Annotated in this window: 13 protein-coding genes; 6 read left to right on the top strand and 7 right to left on the bottom strand. The window is 71.1% G+C overall.

Annotated elements, in window-relative coordinates; translation table 11 throughout:
* Positions 1 to 58: 58 nt before the first annotated feature.
* Positions 59 to 2,650 carry an ATP-dependent chaperone ClpB gene (gene clpB / locus OG792_RS32585; RefSeq protein WP_329105429.1) on the bottom strand — a complete coding sequence of 864 codons (2,592 nt, stop codon included), beginning with the start codon at positions 2,648 to 2,650 and terminating at the stop codon, positions 59 to 61.
* A 181-nt stretch (positions 2,651 to 2,831) separates the two neighbouring features.
* Here clpB and OG792_RS32590 point away from each other — a divergent pair, with 181 nt between their 5' ends.
* From OG792_RS32590 to OG792_RS32600, 3 genes are all read left to right on the top strand, one after another.
* A complete protein-coding gene (locus tag OG792_RS32590; RefSeq protein ID WP_329105431.1) occupies positions 2,832 to 3,332 on the top strand; it encodes a cation:proton antiporter regulatory subunit in 501 nt (166 codons plus the stop codon).
* Between the two features lie 6 nt (positions 3,333 to 3,338).
* Complete coding sequence (locus OG792_RS32595; RefSeq protein WP_329105433.1) at positions 3,339 to 4,550, top strand: cation:proton antiporter; 1,212 nt, start codon at positions 3,339 to 3,341, stop codon at positions 4,548 to 4,550.
* A 171-nt stretch (positions 4,551 to 4,721) separates the two neighbouring features.
* Complete coding sequence (locus tag OG792_RS32600; RefSeq protein WP_329105435.1) at positions 4,722 to 5,153, top strand: hypothetical protein; 432 nt, start codon at positions 4,722 to 4,724, stop codon at positions 5,151 to 5,153.
* A 35-nt stretch (positions 5,154 to 5,188) separates the two neighbouring features.
* Here OG792_RS32600 and OG792_RS32605 read toward each other — a convergent pair whose 3' ends face one another.
* A complete protein-coding gene (locus OG792_RS32605) occupies positions 5,189 to 5,377 on the bottom strand; it encodes a DUF397 domain-containing protein (RefSeq protein ID WP_329105437.1) in 189 nt (62 codons plus the stop codon).
* Positions 5,368 to 6,165, bottom strand: coding sequence for a helix-turn-helix domain-containing protein (locus tag OG792_RS32610; protein ID WP_329105439.1), 798 nt, complete (start codon positions 6,163 to 6,165; stop codon positions 5,368 to 5,370). The genes OG792_RS32605 and OG792_RS32610 overlap by 10 nt, the downstream gene beginning before the upstream one ends.
* A gap of 255 nt (positions 6,166 to 6,420) precedes the next feature.
* On the opposite strand from OG792_RS32610, the gene OG792_RS32615 reads away from it, so the two are divergent.
* Positions 6,421 to 6,729, top strand: a complete 309-nt coding sequence (locus tag OG792_RS32615; protein ID WP_329105440.1) for a hypothetical protein — start codon at positions 6,421 to 6,423, stop codon at positions 6,727 to 6,729.
* 160 nt (positions 6,730 to 6,889) lie between these two features.
* On the opposite strand, the gene OG792_RS32620 is transcribed toward OG792_RS32615, so the two are convergent.
* The 4 genes from OG792_RS32620 to dnaK form a co-directional block, all read right to left on the bottom strand.
* Positions 6,890 to 7,327, bottom strand: a complete 438-nt coding sequence (locus tag OG792_RS32620) for a heat shock protein transcriptional repressor HspR (RefSeq protein WP_329105442.1) — start codon at positions 7,325 to 7,327, stop codon at positions 6,890 to 6,892.
* Positions 7,328 to 7,354: 27 nt separating this feature from the next.
* Positions 7,355 to 8,548 (bottom strand): molecular chaperone DnaJ, encoded by a 1,194-nt coding sequence (gene dnaJ, locus OG792_RS32625; RefSeq protein WP_329105444.1) that lies wholly within the window; start codon positions 8,546 to 8,548, stop codon positions 7,355 to 7,357.
* A gap of 95 nt (positions 8,549 to 8,643) precedes the next feature.
* Positions 8,644 to 9,492, bottom strand: coding sequence for a nucleotide exchange factor GrpE (locus OG792_RS32630; RefSeq protein ID WP_329105446.1), 849 nt, complete (start codon positions 9,490 to 9,492; stop codon positions 8,644 to 8,646).
* A gap of 161 nt (positions 9,493 to 9,653) precedes the next feature.
* A complete protein-coding gene (dnaK, locus tag OG792_RS32635; protein WP_329105448.1) occupies positions 9,654 to 11,540 on the bottom strand; it encodes a molecular chaperone DnaK in 1,887 nt (628 codons plus the stop codon).
* Positions 11,541 to 11,878: 338 nt separating this feature from the next.
* Between dnaK and OG792_RS32640 the strand changes: the two genes are divergently transcribed.
* Positions 11,879 to 13,732, top strand: coding sequence for an ABC transporter (locus OG792_RS32640; protein ID WP_442932340.1), 1,854 nt, complete (start codon positions 11,879 to 11,881; stop codon positions 13,730 to 13,732).
* Positions 13,729 to 15,432, top strand: a complete 1,704-nt coding sequence (locus OG792_RS32645; protein WP_329105449.1) for a GTPase — start codon at positions 13,729 to 13,731, stop codon at positions 15,430 to 15,432. The genes OG792_RS32640 and OG792_RS32645 overlap by 4 nt, the downstream gene beginning before the upstream one ends.
* The last annotated feature ends 3 nt before the right edge of the window (positions 15,433 to 15,435 follow it).

The following is a 15,435-nucleotide window of genomic DNA, read 5'->3' on the forward strand; positions in this document are numbered from 1 at the left end:
CGGCGGCCGCCCCCACCGGGATCCGGGTTCGATCAGCCGGGTCGATCAGCCGGGTCGATCAGCCGGCGGAGACCGCCAGCGCGTCCTTGCTCTCGGCCAGGTCGACCCGGACCACGTCACCGTCGCGGATGTCACCGGCGAGCAGTGCTCGGGCGAGCCGGTCGCCGATGGCCGACTGGACCAGTCGGCGTAGCGGGCGGGCACCGTAGATCGGGTCGTACCCGTGCTGGGCCAGCCAGTCGCGGGCCGGGTCGGCGACGACCAGCGCGAGCCGCCGGTCGGCCAGCCGCCGGCGCAGCCGATCGAGCTGAATGTCCACGATGGACCGCAGATCGTCGCCGGTCAGAGCCGCGAAGACCACTATGTCGTCGAGCCGGTTGAGAAACTCCGGCTTGAAATGGGTACGGACGACCGCGAGCACCGCGTCGCGCCGCTGCTCGTGGGTGAGGGTCGGGTCGGTGATCAGCCCCGAGCCGAGATTGGAGGTGAGGATCAGGATCGCGTTGCGGAAGTCGACGGTGCGTCCCTGACCATCGGTGAGCCGGCCGTCGTCGAGCACCTGGAGCAGCACGTCGAAGACGTCCGGGTGGGCCTTCTCCACCTCGTCCAGCAGCACCACCGAGTACGGTCGCCGACGCACCGCCTCGGTGAGCTGGCCGCCCTCCTCGTACCCGACGTAGCCGGGCGGGGCACCGACCAGGCGGGCCACCGAGTGCTTCTCGGCGTACTCGCTCATGTCGATGCGGACCATGGCCCGCTCGTCGTCGAAGAGGAACTCGGCCAGCGCCTTGCCCAGCTCGGTCTTGCCGACACCGGTGGGGCCGAGGAAGAGGAAGCTGCCGGTGGGCCGGTCCGGATCGGCGACACCGGCCCGCGCCCGGCGGACCGCGTCGGCGACGGCGCCGACCGCCTCGGTCTGCCCGACCACCCGCGAACCGAGGGACTCCTCCATCCGCAGCAGCTTGGCGGTCTCGCCCTCCAGCAGCCGGCCGGCCGGGATACCGGTCCAGGAGGCGACGACGGCGGCGATGTCGTCGGCGCCGACCTCCTCCTTCAGCATCGCCCCGGCGGCCTGGAGTACGGCGAGCTCCGCCTCGGCCCTGGCCAGTTCGCCCTGCATGGTGGGGATGCGGCCGTAGCGCAGCTCGGCGGCCAGCTCCAGCTCGCCGTCGCGCTCGGCCCGCTCGGCCTCGCCGCCGAGCCGTTCCAGCTCCTCCTTGGCGGTGGACAGCCGGGTGATGTGCTCCTTCTCCAGCCGCCACCGGTCGCTGAGCGCGGTGAGCTGCTCGCGCTTGTCGGCCAGTTCCTTGCGCAGCCGTTCGAGGCGCTCGGCGGAGGCGGCGTCCGGCTCCTTGGCCAGCGCCATCTCCTCGATTTCGAGCCGGCGGACCGCCCGCTCGATCTCGTCCACCTCGACCGGCCGGGAGTCGATCTCCATCCGTAGCCGGGAGGCGGACTCGTCCACCAGGTCGATCGCCTTGTCCGGCAGGAAACGCTCGGTGATGTACCGGTCGGACAGCGACGCGGCGGCGACGAGCGCGGCGTCGGTGATCCGTACGCCGTGGTGGACCTCGTAGCGCTCCTTGAGGCCGCGCAGGATGCCGATGGTGTCCTCGACGGTCGGCTCACCGACCAGCACCGGCTGGAACCGGCGCTCCAGCGCCGCGTCCTTCTCGATGTGCTCGCGGTACTCGTCGAGCGTGGTCGCGCCGACCATCCGCAGCTCACCCCGGGCCAGCATGGGCTTGAGCATGTTGCCGGCGTCCATCGAGCCCTCGCCCTTGCCCGCGCCAACGACGGTGTGCAGCTCGTCCAGGAAGGTGATCACCTGGCCGTCGGAGCCCTTGATCTCCTCCAGCACCGACTTGAGGCGTTCCTCGAACTGTCCCCGGTACTGCGCGCCGGCCACCATCGCGCCCAGGTCGAGCGAGACCAGCTTCTTGTTCCGCAGCGACTCCGGTACGTCACCGGCGACGATGCGCTGGGCCAGGCCCTCGACGATCGCGGTCTTACCGACGCCGGGCTCGCCGATGAGGACCGGGTTGTTCTTGGTACGCCGGGAGAGCACCTGGATCACCCGGCGGATCTCCGAGTCGCGCCCGATCACCGGGTCGATCTTGCCTGCGCGGGCGCTGGCGGTCAGGTCGACGCCGTACTTCTCCAGGGCCTGGTAGGTCTGCTCGGGGTCGGCGGTGGTCACCCGACGGTCGCCACCGCGTACGGTCGGGAACGCCGCGACCAGGTTCTCCTCGGTGGCACCGGCGGTCTTGAGCGTCTGGGCCACCACGCCGCCCACCCGGGCCAGGCCGGCGAGCAGGTGCTCGGTGGAGGTGTACTCGTCGCCGAGCGGCCGGGCGATCTGCTCGGCCGCGCCGATGGCGTTGGCGAACTCGCGGGAGAGACTGGGTTCGGCGACGCTGGCGCCGCGCGCGGCGGGCAGGTTCTCCACCGCTCGTGCGGCGGCCCGGCGGATGTCCGCCGGGTTGGCGCCCACGGCGCGCAGCAGGCCGCCGGCGGTCGAGCCGCCGGTGTCCAGCAACGACAGCAGTAGGTGCCACGGTTCGACGGTGGCGTGGCCGCGCTGGTTGGCGATGGCGACCGCGCCGGTGATGACTTCGCGGCTCTTGGTGGTCAGGCGTTCGGCGTTCATGGGCTCCCCTGGATCGGCGTGTCCACTGGTGACGACACAACCAGAGTTGAGTCTATTCCGCTCAACTCTACGTTGTGACGTCGATCACTCGGGAAACCGGAACATCGCGATCAACTCGGCCGTGATCAGCACACTTTCGCCCCGTGGGCGGTACGTGAAGGCACACGGTAGCGTTGCGCCCGTGCGAGTACGCGTAGAACAGACCGCCCTGCCCGGGATCGGCGTGCGCCACGACATGGTGACCACGTCCGGTCGCCGGCTCGGGGTGGTCACCCATCGCAATGGCCGACGTGACCTGGTTTTATACGACCAGGACGACCCCGATGCCTGCACCGCGGACATCCCGCTGAACGACGACGAGGCGGAGGCACTGGCCGACATCCTCGGCGCCTCGCTGATGCTCGGTCAGCTCTCGGGACTGCGCCAGCAGGCCGCCGGACTGCTCACCGAGCAGATCTCCATCCCGGCCGGGTCGCCGTACGTCGGACGGAAGCTGGGCGACACCAAGGCTCGCACCCGGACCAGCGCCTCGATCGTGGCAGTGCTGCGCGAGCGCGAGGTCATCGCCTCCCCCGATCCCTCGTTCCGCTTCGAAGCCGGCGATGTCGTGGTCGTGGTCGGTACCCGCAGGGGTCTCGACGGCGTCACCGCGATCCTCGCCGACAGCGATCCGGACGGCTGATCGCGGATGCATGATCAAACCGTCCTGCTCGTCGAAGTCGGCGCGCTGTTGCTCGGGCTCGGCCTGCTCGGCCGGCTGAGCCGCCGGATCGGGCTCTCCCCGATCCCGCTCTACCTGCTGGCCGGCCTGGCCTTCGGCCACGGCGGCATCGTGCCGCTCTCGGCCAGCGAGGAGTTCTTCGCGGTCGGCGCCGAGATCGGCGTGATCCTGCTGCTGGTCATGCTCGGCCTGGAATATTCGGCCAGCGAACTCGTCGGCAACCTGCGCGCCGCCGCCCCGGCCGGGCTGATCGACGGGCTGCTCAACGCGCTGCCCGGGGCCGCCTTCGCGCTGCTGCTCGGCTGGGGCTGGCTCGCTGCCGTGGTGCTCGCCGGCATCACCTGGGTCTCCTCGTCCGGCGTGATCGCCAAGGTCCTGGCCGACCTGGGTCGGCTGGGTAACCGGGAAACCCCGGTCATCCTGTCGATCCTGGTCATCGAGGACCTCGCGATGGCGCTCTACCTGCCGCTGGTGACCGCGCTGCTGGCCGGCATCGGGCTGATCGGCGGGGCCAAGGCGCTGGGCATCGCGGTCGCCACCGTCGTCGTGGTGCTGGTCGTGGCGATCCGGTACGGGCACATCATCTCGCGCATGTTCGCGCCGACCGATCCGGAGGCGCTGCTGCTCGGCGTACTCGGGCTGACCCTGCTGGTGGCGGGCCTGGCGGCCGGGCTGAAGGTCTCGGCGGCGGTCGGCGCGTTCCTGGTCGGCATCGCGCTCTCCGGGCCGGTCGCACACCACGCGACCGAGCTGCTGTCGCCGCTGCGGGATCTGTTCGCCGCCGTCTTCTTCGTCTTCTTCGGGCTGGCCACGGATCCCGCCGACATGCCGCCGGTGCTGCTGCCGGCGCTGGGACTGGCCGTCGTCACGATGGGCACGAAGCTGCTCACCGGTTACCTGGCCGCCCGCCGGGTCGGGATCGCCCTACCCGGTCGCTGGCGTACGGGACTGGCGCTGATGCCACGCGGCGAGTTCTCGATCGTCATCGCCGGGCTCGCGGTCACCTCCACCGGGGTGGCGATCGAACCGCAGCTCGCCCCGCTCGCCACGGCGTACGTGTTGATCACCGTGGTCACCGGTCCGATGCTGGCCCGACTGCCGGACATGCGCTGGTTCAAGGACTGGCTGCGCCGCAAGGCTCAGGCGTCCGCCCTCAAGCCGGCACCCGCAACCGACTGAATCGCCCCGGTACGGGGGACTCTCCGTACTTTTGACGTAACGGCTTGATGAAATGGCACGTCAGGGCTCTTCCCCAGATCGACGGCGGCACGCTACCGTGTCGCCGCAACAGGTGGTGCGTGCGCGGGACGCTGAAGTGACCCGCGCCCGCGAGAGCGGAAGGTCGGCCCGGTGAGCGTGCAACAGACCGCGTTCCAAGGCTTCTCCAACCCGGTGGACCCGTCCCCCGCCGAGTTGCGCGCCTGGGCCTACCAGCCCGATTCCGTACCGTTGCAATCGATGCCGCAGGACTGGGACCTGCTGGTTTCCGGTGACCGGCTCGTCACCACCCTGTTCGAGCTGGCGATGGACCGGTCCTGCCCGGCCCGCCGGTTCGCCCTGCACTGCCTCTACATCTACGCCGCCGACGGCATCCGGACGAAGTTCCGGGCCCACCCGAAGCGGCGGCTGCGCAAGCTGGTCGAGCAGGCCGAGCAGGGCGGCGACGAGCAGATGCAGGTCTGGGCGCACAACAGCCGGGTGCTGCTGGCCAAGCCGGAACTCTTCAACTACCACGACTGGTGCGAGGGCGGCCTGGTCCGCCAGGGTCGCCGCCTCGGCTGACCGGAGCAGCCGGCCCGGTTCCGCGCGGAACCGGGTCAGTGCTGTTTCGCGAGGCTCACGAACGCCCGCCACGCGACCGGGTCGAAGGCCAGGATGCCCCCGCCACGGTCCTTGCTGTCCCGGACCAGAACCCGGTCGGACAGGTTGTCGGCGACCTCCACACAGTTGCCCCCGTTCGTGCCCGACCTGGTCGACTTCCGCCACCGGGCGCCAGTCACATCCATGATTTGGCCACTTCCCTCACCATGTCGAGCGTTTGCCGGCCGGGGAGAGCTTCGCTGGTCAAGCCGTCCCACCGCACGCCCAGCCTAGCAACGTCCACCTGCCCCTCGAAGACCTGAGCATCAAGCTGGTTATCGATATATCCGGCCCGCAACCCGCTCGACAGGTCGGCGATGACGAAGCTGCCCTGTAGTCCGGGATAGATGCCGTGGTCGACCGGGATCAGGTTGACGTGGACGTTGGGCCGCTCCATCTGGGCGAGCAGATGCTCGACCTGGTGGCTCATCACGTCGTGGCCACCGCACCTCCGGCGCAGCACCATCTCGTCCAGCACCAGGAACAACTCCGGTGGGGTCTCCCGGTCGAGGATCGCCTGTCGGGAGAGCCGCTCGGCGACCTTCTCGTCCAGCCGGGCACCGGACAGGCCACCGATTCGCAACAGTGCCCGCGCGTACGCCTCGGTCTGCAACAGGCCGGGCACGAAGGCCGGCTCGTACCCGCGCAGGGTGAGTGCCTCACGCTCGTACTCCAGCCATTCGCGCAGCCAGACGGGCGACGCGGCGTCGCGGACCAACTCCTGCCAGAGGTTGACGAAGAAGCCGCTGGTCTCAAGGGCCTCGTCCAGCAGTCTCAGGAATTTCTCGTCGGGGGTGGCCTTGCCCTGCTCGATGTTGCTGATGTGCGAGTCCGAGCAGAAGGTCCGTTGGGCCAGCACGATCTGGGTCATGTTGGCGGCGACCCGACGGCGTCTGATTTCGCGGACCAGAAACTCCGACGGCGAGATTCCCACGGGTTCCACACCTTCCCATGATTTCGACGATCGTCTATCAACCATCACTAGCGGTGCCGGTTCATCCACGAAGCGGATTGTGCCGTTCCGACAGTAATGGTTGAGGCACCACAGTGTCACCAAGGAACCGCTCGGACCCTCCCGGTAGGACGGCCGGACGTGGACGGGCGGAACTGGGGACCGCCCCGGAATCCGTGCCCACCGGAGTCCGTGCCCACCGGACCGGGGCGGTCCCATCCAGATCGAGGAGGTGCCATGTTCCTGGTCCAACATCGACGGAAGGCGGTACCGGGCGTGCCCGACGACGACCTGACCTCCGCGCACCGCCCCGCCCCGGACGACTGGCGCTGCCCGGACGACGGCGAGGACTGGCCATGCGCTGTCTTCCGCCGCCGGGTGCGGTTGCTCTACCCGGGGGAACCCGACCGACTGGCCGCCTTCATGCGGCACTTCCGGGACAGGGCGGCGCCGGCACTGCCCGAACTGACCCCGGAGCAGATCCAGGCGAGGTTCGTCGGCTGGATCAACGACCCGCCCGTACACCGCCGGCTCAGATCGATCTGAGGCTCACCGACAGCACCGAAGCCGGTACGGGCCGGGACCCCCCGTGGATCCCGGCCCGTGCCGGCATCCTCAAACTAGGCCAACGCCCCGCACTTCCGGGCGGAAATGCGGGGCGTTCCGACATCTGGACGACCAACCACGGCCGGTCGGCGGCAACGGGTCAGCGGGCGCGCGGACGCCAGACCACCAGGGCGGTCGACACCTGGTTCGTCGGCACCAGGTCACGGCGCGGGAACGCGCCGGTCGCCGCCGCCTCCAGCTCGGCAACCCGCCGGTACGCGTGCTCCAGCTCGGCTTCCATCTGCGCCATCCGCTGCTGCAACTCGTCGACCAACTGCTCCAGCCCGATGATCCGCTTGATCCCGGCGAGGTTGACCCCGTCGTCCTGACTGAGCCGCTGCACCTCGCGCAGCAGGGCGACGTCACGCACGCTGTAGCGCCGTCCACCGCCCGCCGCCCGACCCGGCTGGACCAGGCCCATCCGGTCGTACTGGCGGAGGGTCTGTGGGTGCATCCCCGCCATCCGGGCCGCCACCGAGATCATCAGCACCTTGGCATCGGACGACGTCTCGACCGAGATGATGAACTCCTCAGCCATCGCCACTCACCTCCGCATCACCGACCGCTAGTTAACTCGACGCACCCGGGCGTCGAGATGTTCCCGCCCGGCCGGAGGACTCTGCTTGGCGAACGATTCCAGCGCCTCACGGGCCTCCGCCGAGACCTGGGCCGGCACCGTGACCTCCACGGTGACCAGCAGGTCGCCCGGCTGGCCGTCGCGCCGGGCCACGCCCTTGCCGCGCGCCCGCAGGGTCCGGCCGCTCGGGGTGCCCGGCGGCACCCGCAGGGTCACCGCGCCGTCCATCGTCGGCAGCCGCAGGTCGGTGCCGAGCACCGCCTCGGCGAAGGTGATCGGCACGGTCAGCGTGAGGTCGTCACCGCTGCGCCCGAACAGCTCGTCGTTGCGTACCTTGACCAGCACGTACAGGTCACCGGCCGAACCGCCGCGCTCACCCGGCTCACCGCGACCGGCGAGCCGGATCCGCTGGCCGTCCGCCACCCCGCCGGGGAAACGTACGTTCAGGGTGCGGGTCTTGGTCACCCCGCCGGTGCCGAGGCACTCCGGGCACTTCTCCTCCACCACCGTGCCGACGCCCTGGCACTCCCGGCACGGCTCGGAGAAGCTGAACGAGCCCTGGTTGCGGGTCACCACACCGGCGCCGTGGCACTGCGGGCAGGCCCGCGGCTGGGTGCCCGGCTTGGCGCCGTCACCGTGGCAGGTGTCGCAGACGCCCGGCGCGCGCAACGTCAACGGCAGGGTCACCCCGCGTACGGCGTCGTTGAAGTCGAGTACGACCTCCGCCTCGACGTCGCGCCCGCGAGCCGGGCCACGGGCCCGGGGCGCCCCGGTGGCACCGCCACCGGAGAAGATCGAGCTGAACAGGTCGGAGAATCCGGCCCCGCCGAACCGGCGGTCACCGGCCCCGGGCTGACCGGCGTTGCCGAACAGGTCGGACACGTCGAACGGGTAACCGCCGGCGCCCGGCTGGCCGCTGCGGGCGTTGCGCCGGAACGCGCCCGAGCCGAACAGCGAGCGCATCTCGTCGTACTCCCGGCGTTTGCGCTCGTCGGAGAGCACGTCGTACGCCTCGGAGACGGTCTTGAACCGCTCCTCGGCCTGCGGGTCACCCGGGTTGTGGTCCGGGTGCGACTCGCGGGCCAGCTTGCGGTACGCCTTCTTGATCTCGTCGGAGGAGGCGGACTTACCCACACCCAGCGCGGCGTAGAAGTCCTTCTCCAGCCAGTCCTTGGAACTCATCTGTCGTCCACCCCCTTCCTCGCGTCGTGATCGGGGCGTACCGGGTTCCGCCGTAACGGCCCCCGGTACGCCCCGATCATGACAGTCGAATCCAACTACTCCGGATCGGCGACGGCGACCAGTGCGGGTCGCAGCAGCCGCTCGCCGAGCTGATAGCCCCGACGCATGACCTCGACGCAGGTGGGCTCGGTGACCTCGGCCGAGGTCCGGTGCGCCACCGCCTCGTGCCGGGTCGGGTCGAACGGGTCGCCCTTCTCCCCGAACGGGGTCAGGCCGAACCGGGTCAGTGCCGTGTTGAGCTGCTCGGCAACGGTGCCGAACGGCCCGACCAGGTCACCGTGCTCACGTGCCCGGTCCAGGTCGTCCAGTACGGGCAGCAGCGCGGTCAGCACCTGTCCGGTGGTCTGCTCGGCCGCCAGCCCCCGGTCCCGGTCCACCCGCTTGCGGTAGTTGGCGTACTCCGCCGACACCCGCTGGAGGTCCCGGGTCCGCTCGTCGAGTTCGGCGCGCAGCGCCTCCAACTCGGCGCCGAGCGGGCCGGGTGCGCCGCCGACCGGCTTGGCCGGTGCGTCCACCACCGCGCCCTCAAGGCCGGCCGGCTGGTCCAACTTCGGCCCCCGGGCCTTCCCGTCGGCGAGCTCGACCTCGACCTCGGCGTCCTCGACCAACTCGTCCAGGATCGGGGTACCGGGCCGGTCGGACTCGCCGACCAGTTCGTCGTCGTCCGACTCGTCCGGCTGCCCCGGCTCGACCCCGTTCACCGATGCCTCGGCGTTTGCCGAATCGACATCGTCGATCGTCGGGTCGGTGCCGTCGTCGGACCGGTCGATCTTCCGCCTGTCCCGGATGACAACCCGCTCGCCAGTTTGCTCCTGCGCCGGGCCGGAGCCACCCGGCGTCGACCCGGTGGTCTCCGGGTCGGCGGCTTGTGGCTTCTCCGTCATGACTTCTCCTCGCTCCACTCGTCCAGACCCCGGTCCACCGGGCCGGGCTGGCCGATCACCCTGCGCTGTTCGGCCACGCGACTACCTCGTGCCGGACAGCGCCGAAGGCAGCGCCGGTCCCGGTCGCCCGAGGGCGACCGGGCCGGCGTGGTGGCGACGGGTCACTTCTTGTCGTCCTCGTCCACGATCTCGGCGTCCACGACGTCGTCCGGGCCGCTGGCCGGCTTGCCGCCGGTCGGGCCGGCACCGGTCGCACCGGCACCCGCGGCACCCGGCTGCTCGCCCTGCTCCGCCTGGGACGCGTAGAGCAGCGAGCCGGCCTGCTGGGAGACCGTGGCCAGCTTCTCGTGCGCCGACTTGACCGCCTCCAGGTCGGTGCCGCCGAGCGCGCTGCGCAGGTCACCGAGGGCCTCGTTGATCTGCTCGCGGGACTCGCCGGGGAGCTTGTCGCCGCTCTCGGCCAGGAACTTCTCGGTCTGCCACTGGAGCTGCTCGGCGACGTTGCGGGTCTCCGCCTCCTCGCGGCGACGCTTGTCGTCGTCGGCGTGGTCCTGGGCGTCGCGCATCATCCGCTCGATGTCGTCCTTCGGCAGCGCCGAGCCGCCGGTGATCGTCATCGACTGCTCCTTGCCGGTGCCGAGGTCCTTCGCGTTGACGTGCACGATGCCGTTGGCGTCGATGTCGAAGGTGACCTCGACCTGCGGGACCCCGCGCGGGGCCGGCGGCAGGCCGGTCAGCTCGAAGGTGCCGAGCTTCTTGTTGTAGGCGGCGATCTCCCGCTCACCCTGGAAGACCTGGATCAGCACCGACGGCTGGTTGTCGTCCGCGGTGGTGAAGACCTCGGAGCGCTTGGTCGGGATGGTGGTGTTGCGCTCGATCAGCTTGGTGAAGATGCCACCCTTGGTCTCGATGCCCAGGCTCAGCGGGGTCACGTCGAGCAGCAGGACGTCCTTGACCTCGCCCTTGAGCACACCGGCCTGCAACGCGGCGCCGACCGCGACGACCTCGTCCGGGTTGACGCCCTTGTTCGGGTCCCGGCCGATGAGCTGCTTGACCAGATCGCTGACGGCCGGCATCCGGGTGGAGCCGCCGACCAGGATCACGTGGTCGACATCGGCGACCTTCACCCCGGCGTCCTTGATGGCCTGCTGGAACGGGCCCTTGGTCCGGTCCAGCAGGTCCTGCGTCATGCGCTGGAACTCGGCCCGGGTCAGGGTCGCGTCGAGGTGCAGCGGAGCCGACGGGGCACCGTCGGTGGCCGCCGGACCCGCGGTGATGTACGGCAGGTTGATGCTGGTGGTGGTCGCCGCGGACAGCTCGATCTTGGCCTTCTCGGCCGCCTCGCGGAGCCGCTGCATAGCCATCTTGTCCTGCGACAGGTCGACGCCGTGCTGGCCCCGGAAGGTCTTGACCAGGTGGTCGATGATCCGCTCGTCCCAGTCGTCGCCGCCCAGGTGGTTGTCACCGCTGGTCGACTTGACCTCGACCACGCCCTCGGCCAGTTCCAGCAGCGACACGTCGAAGGTGCCGCCACCGAGGTCGAAGACCAGTACGGTCTGCTCCTTGGAGCCCTTGTCCAGCCCGTAGGCCAACGCCGCCGCGGTCGGCTCGTTCACGATCCGCAGTACGTTGAAGCCGGCGATCTCGCCGGCCTCCTTGGTGGCCTGCCGCTGGGCGTCGTTGAAGTACGCCGGAACGGTGATCACGGCGTCGGTGATCCGCTCGCCGAGGTACGCCTCGGCGTCCCGCTTGAGCTTCATCAGCGTGCGCGCCGAGATCTCCTGCGGGGTGTACTTCTTGCCGTCGATGTCTACCGACCAGTTGGTGCCGACCTCCCGCTTGACCGACCGGATGGTCCGGTCCGGGTTGGTCACCGCCTGGCGCTTGGCGACCTCACCGACGAGCACCTCGCCGTTGCGGGCGAACGCGACGATCGAAGGAGTCGTCCGCGAGCCCTCGGCGTTCGCGATGACGGTGGGCTCACCGCCTTCGAGAACGCTGACGCAGGAGTTCGTCGTGCCGAGGTCGATGCCGACCGCACGTGCCATCTTTGCTTCCTCGCTTCGTTACTAGGCAGGTGACGGGCACCGCCCGCAGCTAACCCACCGCAAGTTGAGTGGACCGGACTCAATAGTGCCACGAGGATCCCAGGCGTCAAGTTGGAGTTGAGTCACATCCGCGCAACCTCGGCCGATCGGCCTGCTGACCAGGGACGATTGCCGGCCGGCGACGTACCGGTGCGGCCGAACCGGTATGGGTGCCTGTTGTCTGTCTTGCATACATCAGGCAGGCTTTACCCGTGACGACGCACGGCGATCCCGCCAGTGGTCCCGGCGCGCCCGCCCTCGTAGAGAAACCTCCCACAATATCCGAATCTTCCTCTCAAGTGGCGGCTGAACCGGGCACCGAGCCCCGAACCGGTCACGCCGACCCGAACACTCCCGGCGCCACCCGGAGCGCACCGGTCGTACGCGAGGTGACCTGGCGGGCAGCAGCCGGACAGAAGGTCGCGGAAAGCACCGAACCCGACCTGCGACCCGCGCTCGCGCACCTGCGTACGGTGATCGCCGAAACCGCGTACCCGTTGGTCCTGCCATCGGCGGACGAGGCCCGGCAGGTCGGCGCGGCCATCGCCGCGCAACTCGACGACTACCTGCTCCCGCGCCTCGCCCGACTCGACGCCCCGCTGCTCGTGGTCGTCGGCGGCTCCACCGGTGCCGGCAAGTCGACCCTGGTCAACAGCCTGGTCCAGGCCCGGGTCAGCGCCACCGGCGTGCTCCGGCCGACGACCAGGGCACCCGTCCTGGTCTGCAACCCCGGCGACCTCGCCTGGTTCCGCCAGGGCGACCTGCTGCCCGGCCTGACCCGAACCGGAGACGCCAGTGACGACCCCGGCACGCTCCAGCTGATCGCGGCGCCGGCCCTCCCGCCGGGCCTGGCCTTCCTCGACGCACCCGACATCGACTCGGTGGTCGACGCCAACCGGGCCCTCGCCACGCAACTGCTCGCCGCCGCCGACCTGTGGCTCTTCGTCACCACCGCCGCCCGGTACGCCGACGCCGTCCCGTGGGAACTGCTGCGCACCGCCCGGCTGCGCGGCACCGTCATCGCCCTGGTCCTCGACCGGGTGCCCTTCGGGGCCGCCGACGAGGTGGCCGACCACCTCACCGAGATGCTCACCGAACAACGCCTCGGCGCGGCACCGCTGTTCGTGCTCCCCGAGACCCCGGTCGACGGGCAGGGCCTGCTACCCGAGCGCTACACCGCTGCGCTGCGCGGCTGGTTCGCCCGGCTGGCCGGCGACGCCGACGCCCGCGCCACCGTGGTCCGGCAGACCCTCGACGGCGCGCTGAGCGCGCTGCGACCGGCGGTCGAGAGCCTGGCCGGCGCCGCCGACGACCAGGCGGCCACCGCCGACGACCTCGCCGAACGCGCCCACGCCGCCTACCGGGGCGCCCGGCGTACGGTCGAGAACGGGCTCTCCGACGGTCGGCTGCTCCGGGGCGAGGTGCTCAACCGCTGGCAGGAGTTCGTCGGCACCGGCGAACTGTTCCGCACCCTGGAGGCACGGATCGGTCGACTCCGCGACCGGGTCGTCGCCGCGGTGACCGGGCGACCCGCACCCGGCCGACAGCTCCAGCACGCGATCGAGTCCCAACTGGTCAACCTGCTGCGCGGGGTCGCCGCCGAGGCGGCCGAGGGCGCGTACAACGCCTGGCACACCCATCCGTCCGGAGCGGCACTGCTCACCCCGGAACTCGGCCGCCCCGGCACCGACCTGCCGGACCGGGCGGAACGGCTGATCCGGGACTGGCAGCGGGGCGTACTCGACCTGGTCCGGGCCGAGGCAGGCGACAAACGGTTCGTCGCCCGGACCGCCGCGTACGCGGTCAACGCGATGGGGCTCGCGGTCATGGTGGCGGTCTTCGCCTCGACCGCCTTCATCCCGACCGGGTTGGAGGTCGCCGCAGCCGGCGGCACCACCGTGGCCGCCCAGAAGGTGCTCGAAGCGATCTTCGGCGACCAGGCCATCCGTACCCTCGCCGCCCGCGCCCGCCGCGACCTGCTGGCCCTGGTCGACAAGTTGCTCGAAGAGGAACTGGCCCGCTACCTCGACCAGCTCGACACCGTGGAGGTCGGCGCGGAACCCGGCGCCCGGCTGCGCGCGGCCGGCGCGACGGTCGAAGTCGCCCGCGCCCGGACCGCCCTGACCACCGGCGGCCCGGAGGTGGCCCGGTGAGCAACCTCGCGGGCAAGGTACGCGACGCGCTGCGCGGCGACCGGCTGATCGACGCCGACCGGCTGCTGAACCGGCTGGAGGCGGTCGACCGGTTCCGCCGGGCGGTCGACGGGCTGCTGCCGGAAAAGCGCCTCGGTACCGCGCACACCCTGGTCGAACGGGCCGAGGCCCGACTCGCGCTGTCCCGGGACCACACCGTCGTCGCGCTCGCCGGTGCCACCGGCAGCGGCAAGTCGAGCCTGTTCAACGCGCTCGCCCGGTGGGAGATGTCCCCGGTCGGCGTGCGCCGGCCGACCACCGGCGTCACCCACGCCTGCGTCTGGGGACCGCTGACCGGCGCGGCCAAGCTGCTCGACTGGGTCGGCGTGCTGCCCCGGCACCGGTTCGTCCGGGAGAGCGCGCTCGACGGCGACGACGAACTGGCCCTGCACGGCCTGGTCCTGCTCGACCTGCCCGACTTCGACTCGGTCCAGTGGGCCCACCGGGCCGAGGTGGACCGCCTGGTCGGCCTGGTCGACCTGGTCGTCTGGGTGGTCGACCCGCAGAAGTACGCCGACCGGGTGGTGCACGCCAACTACCTGCGCGACTTCCGCAAGCACCAGGACGTCACCGTCGTGGTGCTCAACCAGTCCGACCTGCTGCCGCCGGCCGAGGTGCCCCGGGTGGTGGCCGACCTGCACCGGATCCTCGTCACCGACCAGCTCGACCAGGTGCCGGTGCTGGCCACCTCGACACTCAACCAGGCCGGCATCGCCGACCTGCGGGCCGCCCTCGAACGTACGGTCGCGTCTCGGCAGGCGGCGTTGAGTCGGCTCTCCGCCAACGTGGACGTGGTCGTCGACGAACTCGCCGAGCTGATGGGCCCGGCGGCGAACGAGAACGACGTCGACCGCCGGACGATTCGCCGGCTCACCGAGGCGCTCGCCGGTTCGGCCGGGGTGCCGGCGGTGGCCGAGGCGACCCGCCGGGCGTACGTGCACCGGGCCGGAGGGGCCACCGGTTGGCCGGTCGTACGCGGCTGGCGCCGGCTGCGCCCGGACCCGTTGCGCCGGCTGCACCTGCCCGGTTCCGGACGGGACGGGACGGCCGGGGACGAACCTCGCACCGCACCGACCCCGCTCGGGGTCACCTCGCTGCCCGATCCGACCGCCGCCCAGCGGGCCGCCGTCGGGCTGGCCGTACGGGCGATCGCCGACCAGGCCGGTGCCGCCCTGCCGGACCCGTGGCCGGCCGCGGTGACCGCCGCCGCCCGGTCCCGCCTCACCGACCTGCCGGACGCGCTCGATCAGGCGGTGGCCGGCACCGACCTCGGCATGGATCGTCGACCGCTCTGGTGGCGAATCGTCGGCGGGGTGCAGTGGCTGGCCATCCTGGCCGCACTGGCCGGACTCGGCTGGCTGATGCTCGGTTACGCGCTGCGGGCGCTGGGCCTGCCGCCGCTGGACTACCCGACCGTCGGGGTGGTGCCGATGCCGACCGTCCTGCTGCTCGGCGGGCTGCTGCTCGGGGTGGTCGTCGCCCTGCTGGTCAAGCCGGTCATCGGCTGGGCCGCGCGGCGGGCCGGTGGACGGGCCGAGGAACGGTTGCACACCAGCGTCGGCGAGGTGGGCCGGGAACTGGTCGTCACGCCCGTACGCGACGTGTTGCGCCGGTACGCCCAAGCCCGCGAGGCACTCGCCCTGGCCTCGTCCTCTCGGTGACCG

It is taken from the genome of Micromonospora sp. NBC_01699 (assembly GCF_036250065.1).
GTDB lineage: Bacteria > Actinomycetota > Actinomycetes > Mycobacteriales > Micromonosporaceae > Micromonospora_G.

Excerpts from the sequence above, each read along its gene's own strand:
- OG792_RS32605 (WP_329105437.1), bottom strand. The coding sequence starts at position 5,377 with ATGGATGTGACTGGCGCCCGGTGGCGGAAGTCGACCAGGTCGGGCACG.
- dnaK (WP_329105448.1), bottom strand. The coding sequence starts at position 11,540 with ATGGCACGTGCGGTCGGCATCGACCTCGGCACGACGAACTCCTGCGTC.
- clpB (WP_329105429.1), bottom strand. The coding sequence starts at position 2,650 with ATGAACGCCGAACGCCTGACCACCAAGAGCCGCGAAGTCATCACCGGC.
- OG792_RS32615 (WP_329105440.1), top strand. The coding sequence starts at position 6,421 with ATGTTCCTGGTCCAACATCGACGGAAGGCGGTACCGGGCGTGCCCGAC.
- OG792_RS32620 (WP_329105442.1), bottom strand. The coding sequence starts at position 7,327 with ATGGCTGAGGAGTTCATCATCTCGGTCGAGACGTCGTCCGATGCCAAG.
- OG792_RS32630 (WP_329105446.1), bottom strand. The coding sequence starts at position 9,492 with ATGACGGAGAAGCCACAAGCCGCCGACCCGGAGACCACCGGGTCGACG.
- OG792_RS32595 (WP_329105433.1), top strand. The coding sequence starts at position 3,339 with ATGCATGATCAAACCGTCCTGCTCGTCGAAGTCGGCGCGCTGTTGCTC.
- dnaJ (WP_329105444.1), bottom strand. The coding sequence starts at position 8,548 with ATGAGTTCCAAGGACTGGCTGGAGAAGGACTTCTACGCCGCGCTGGGT.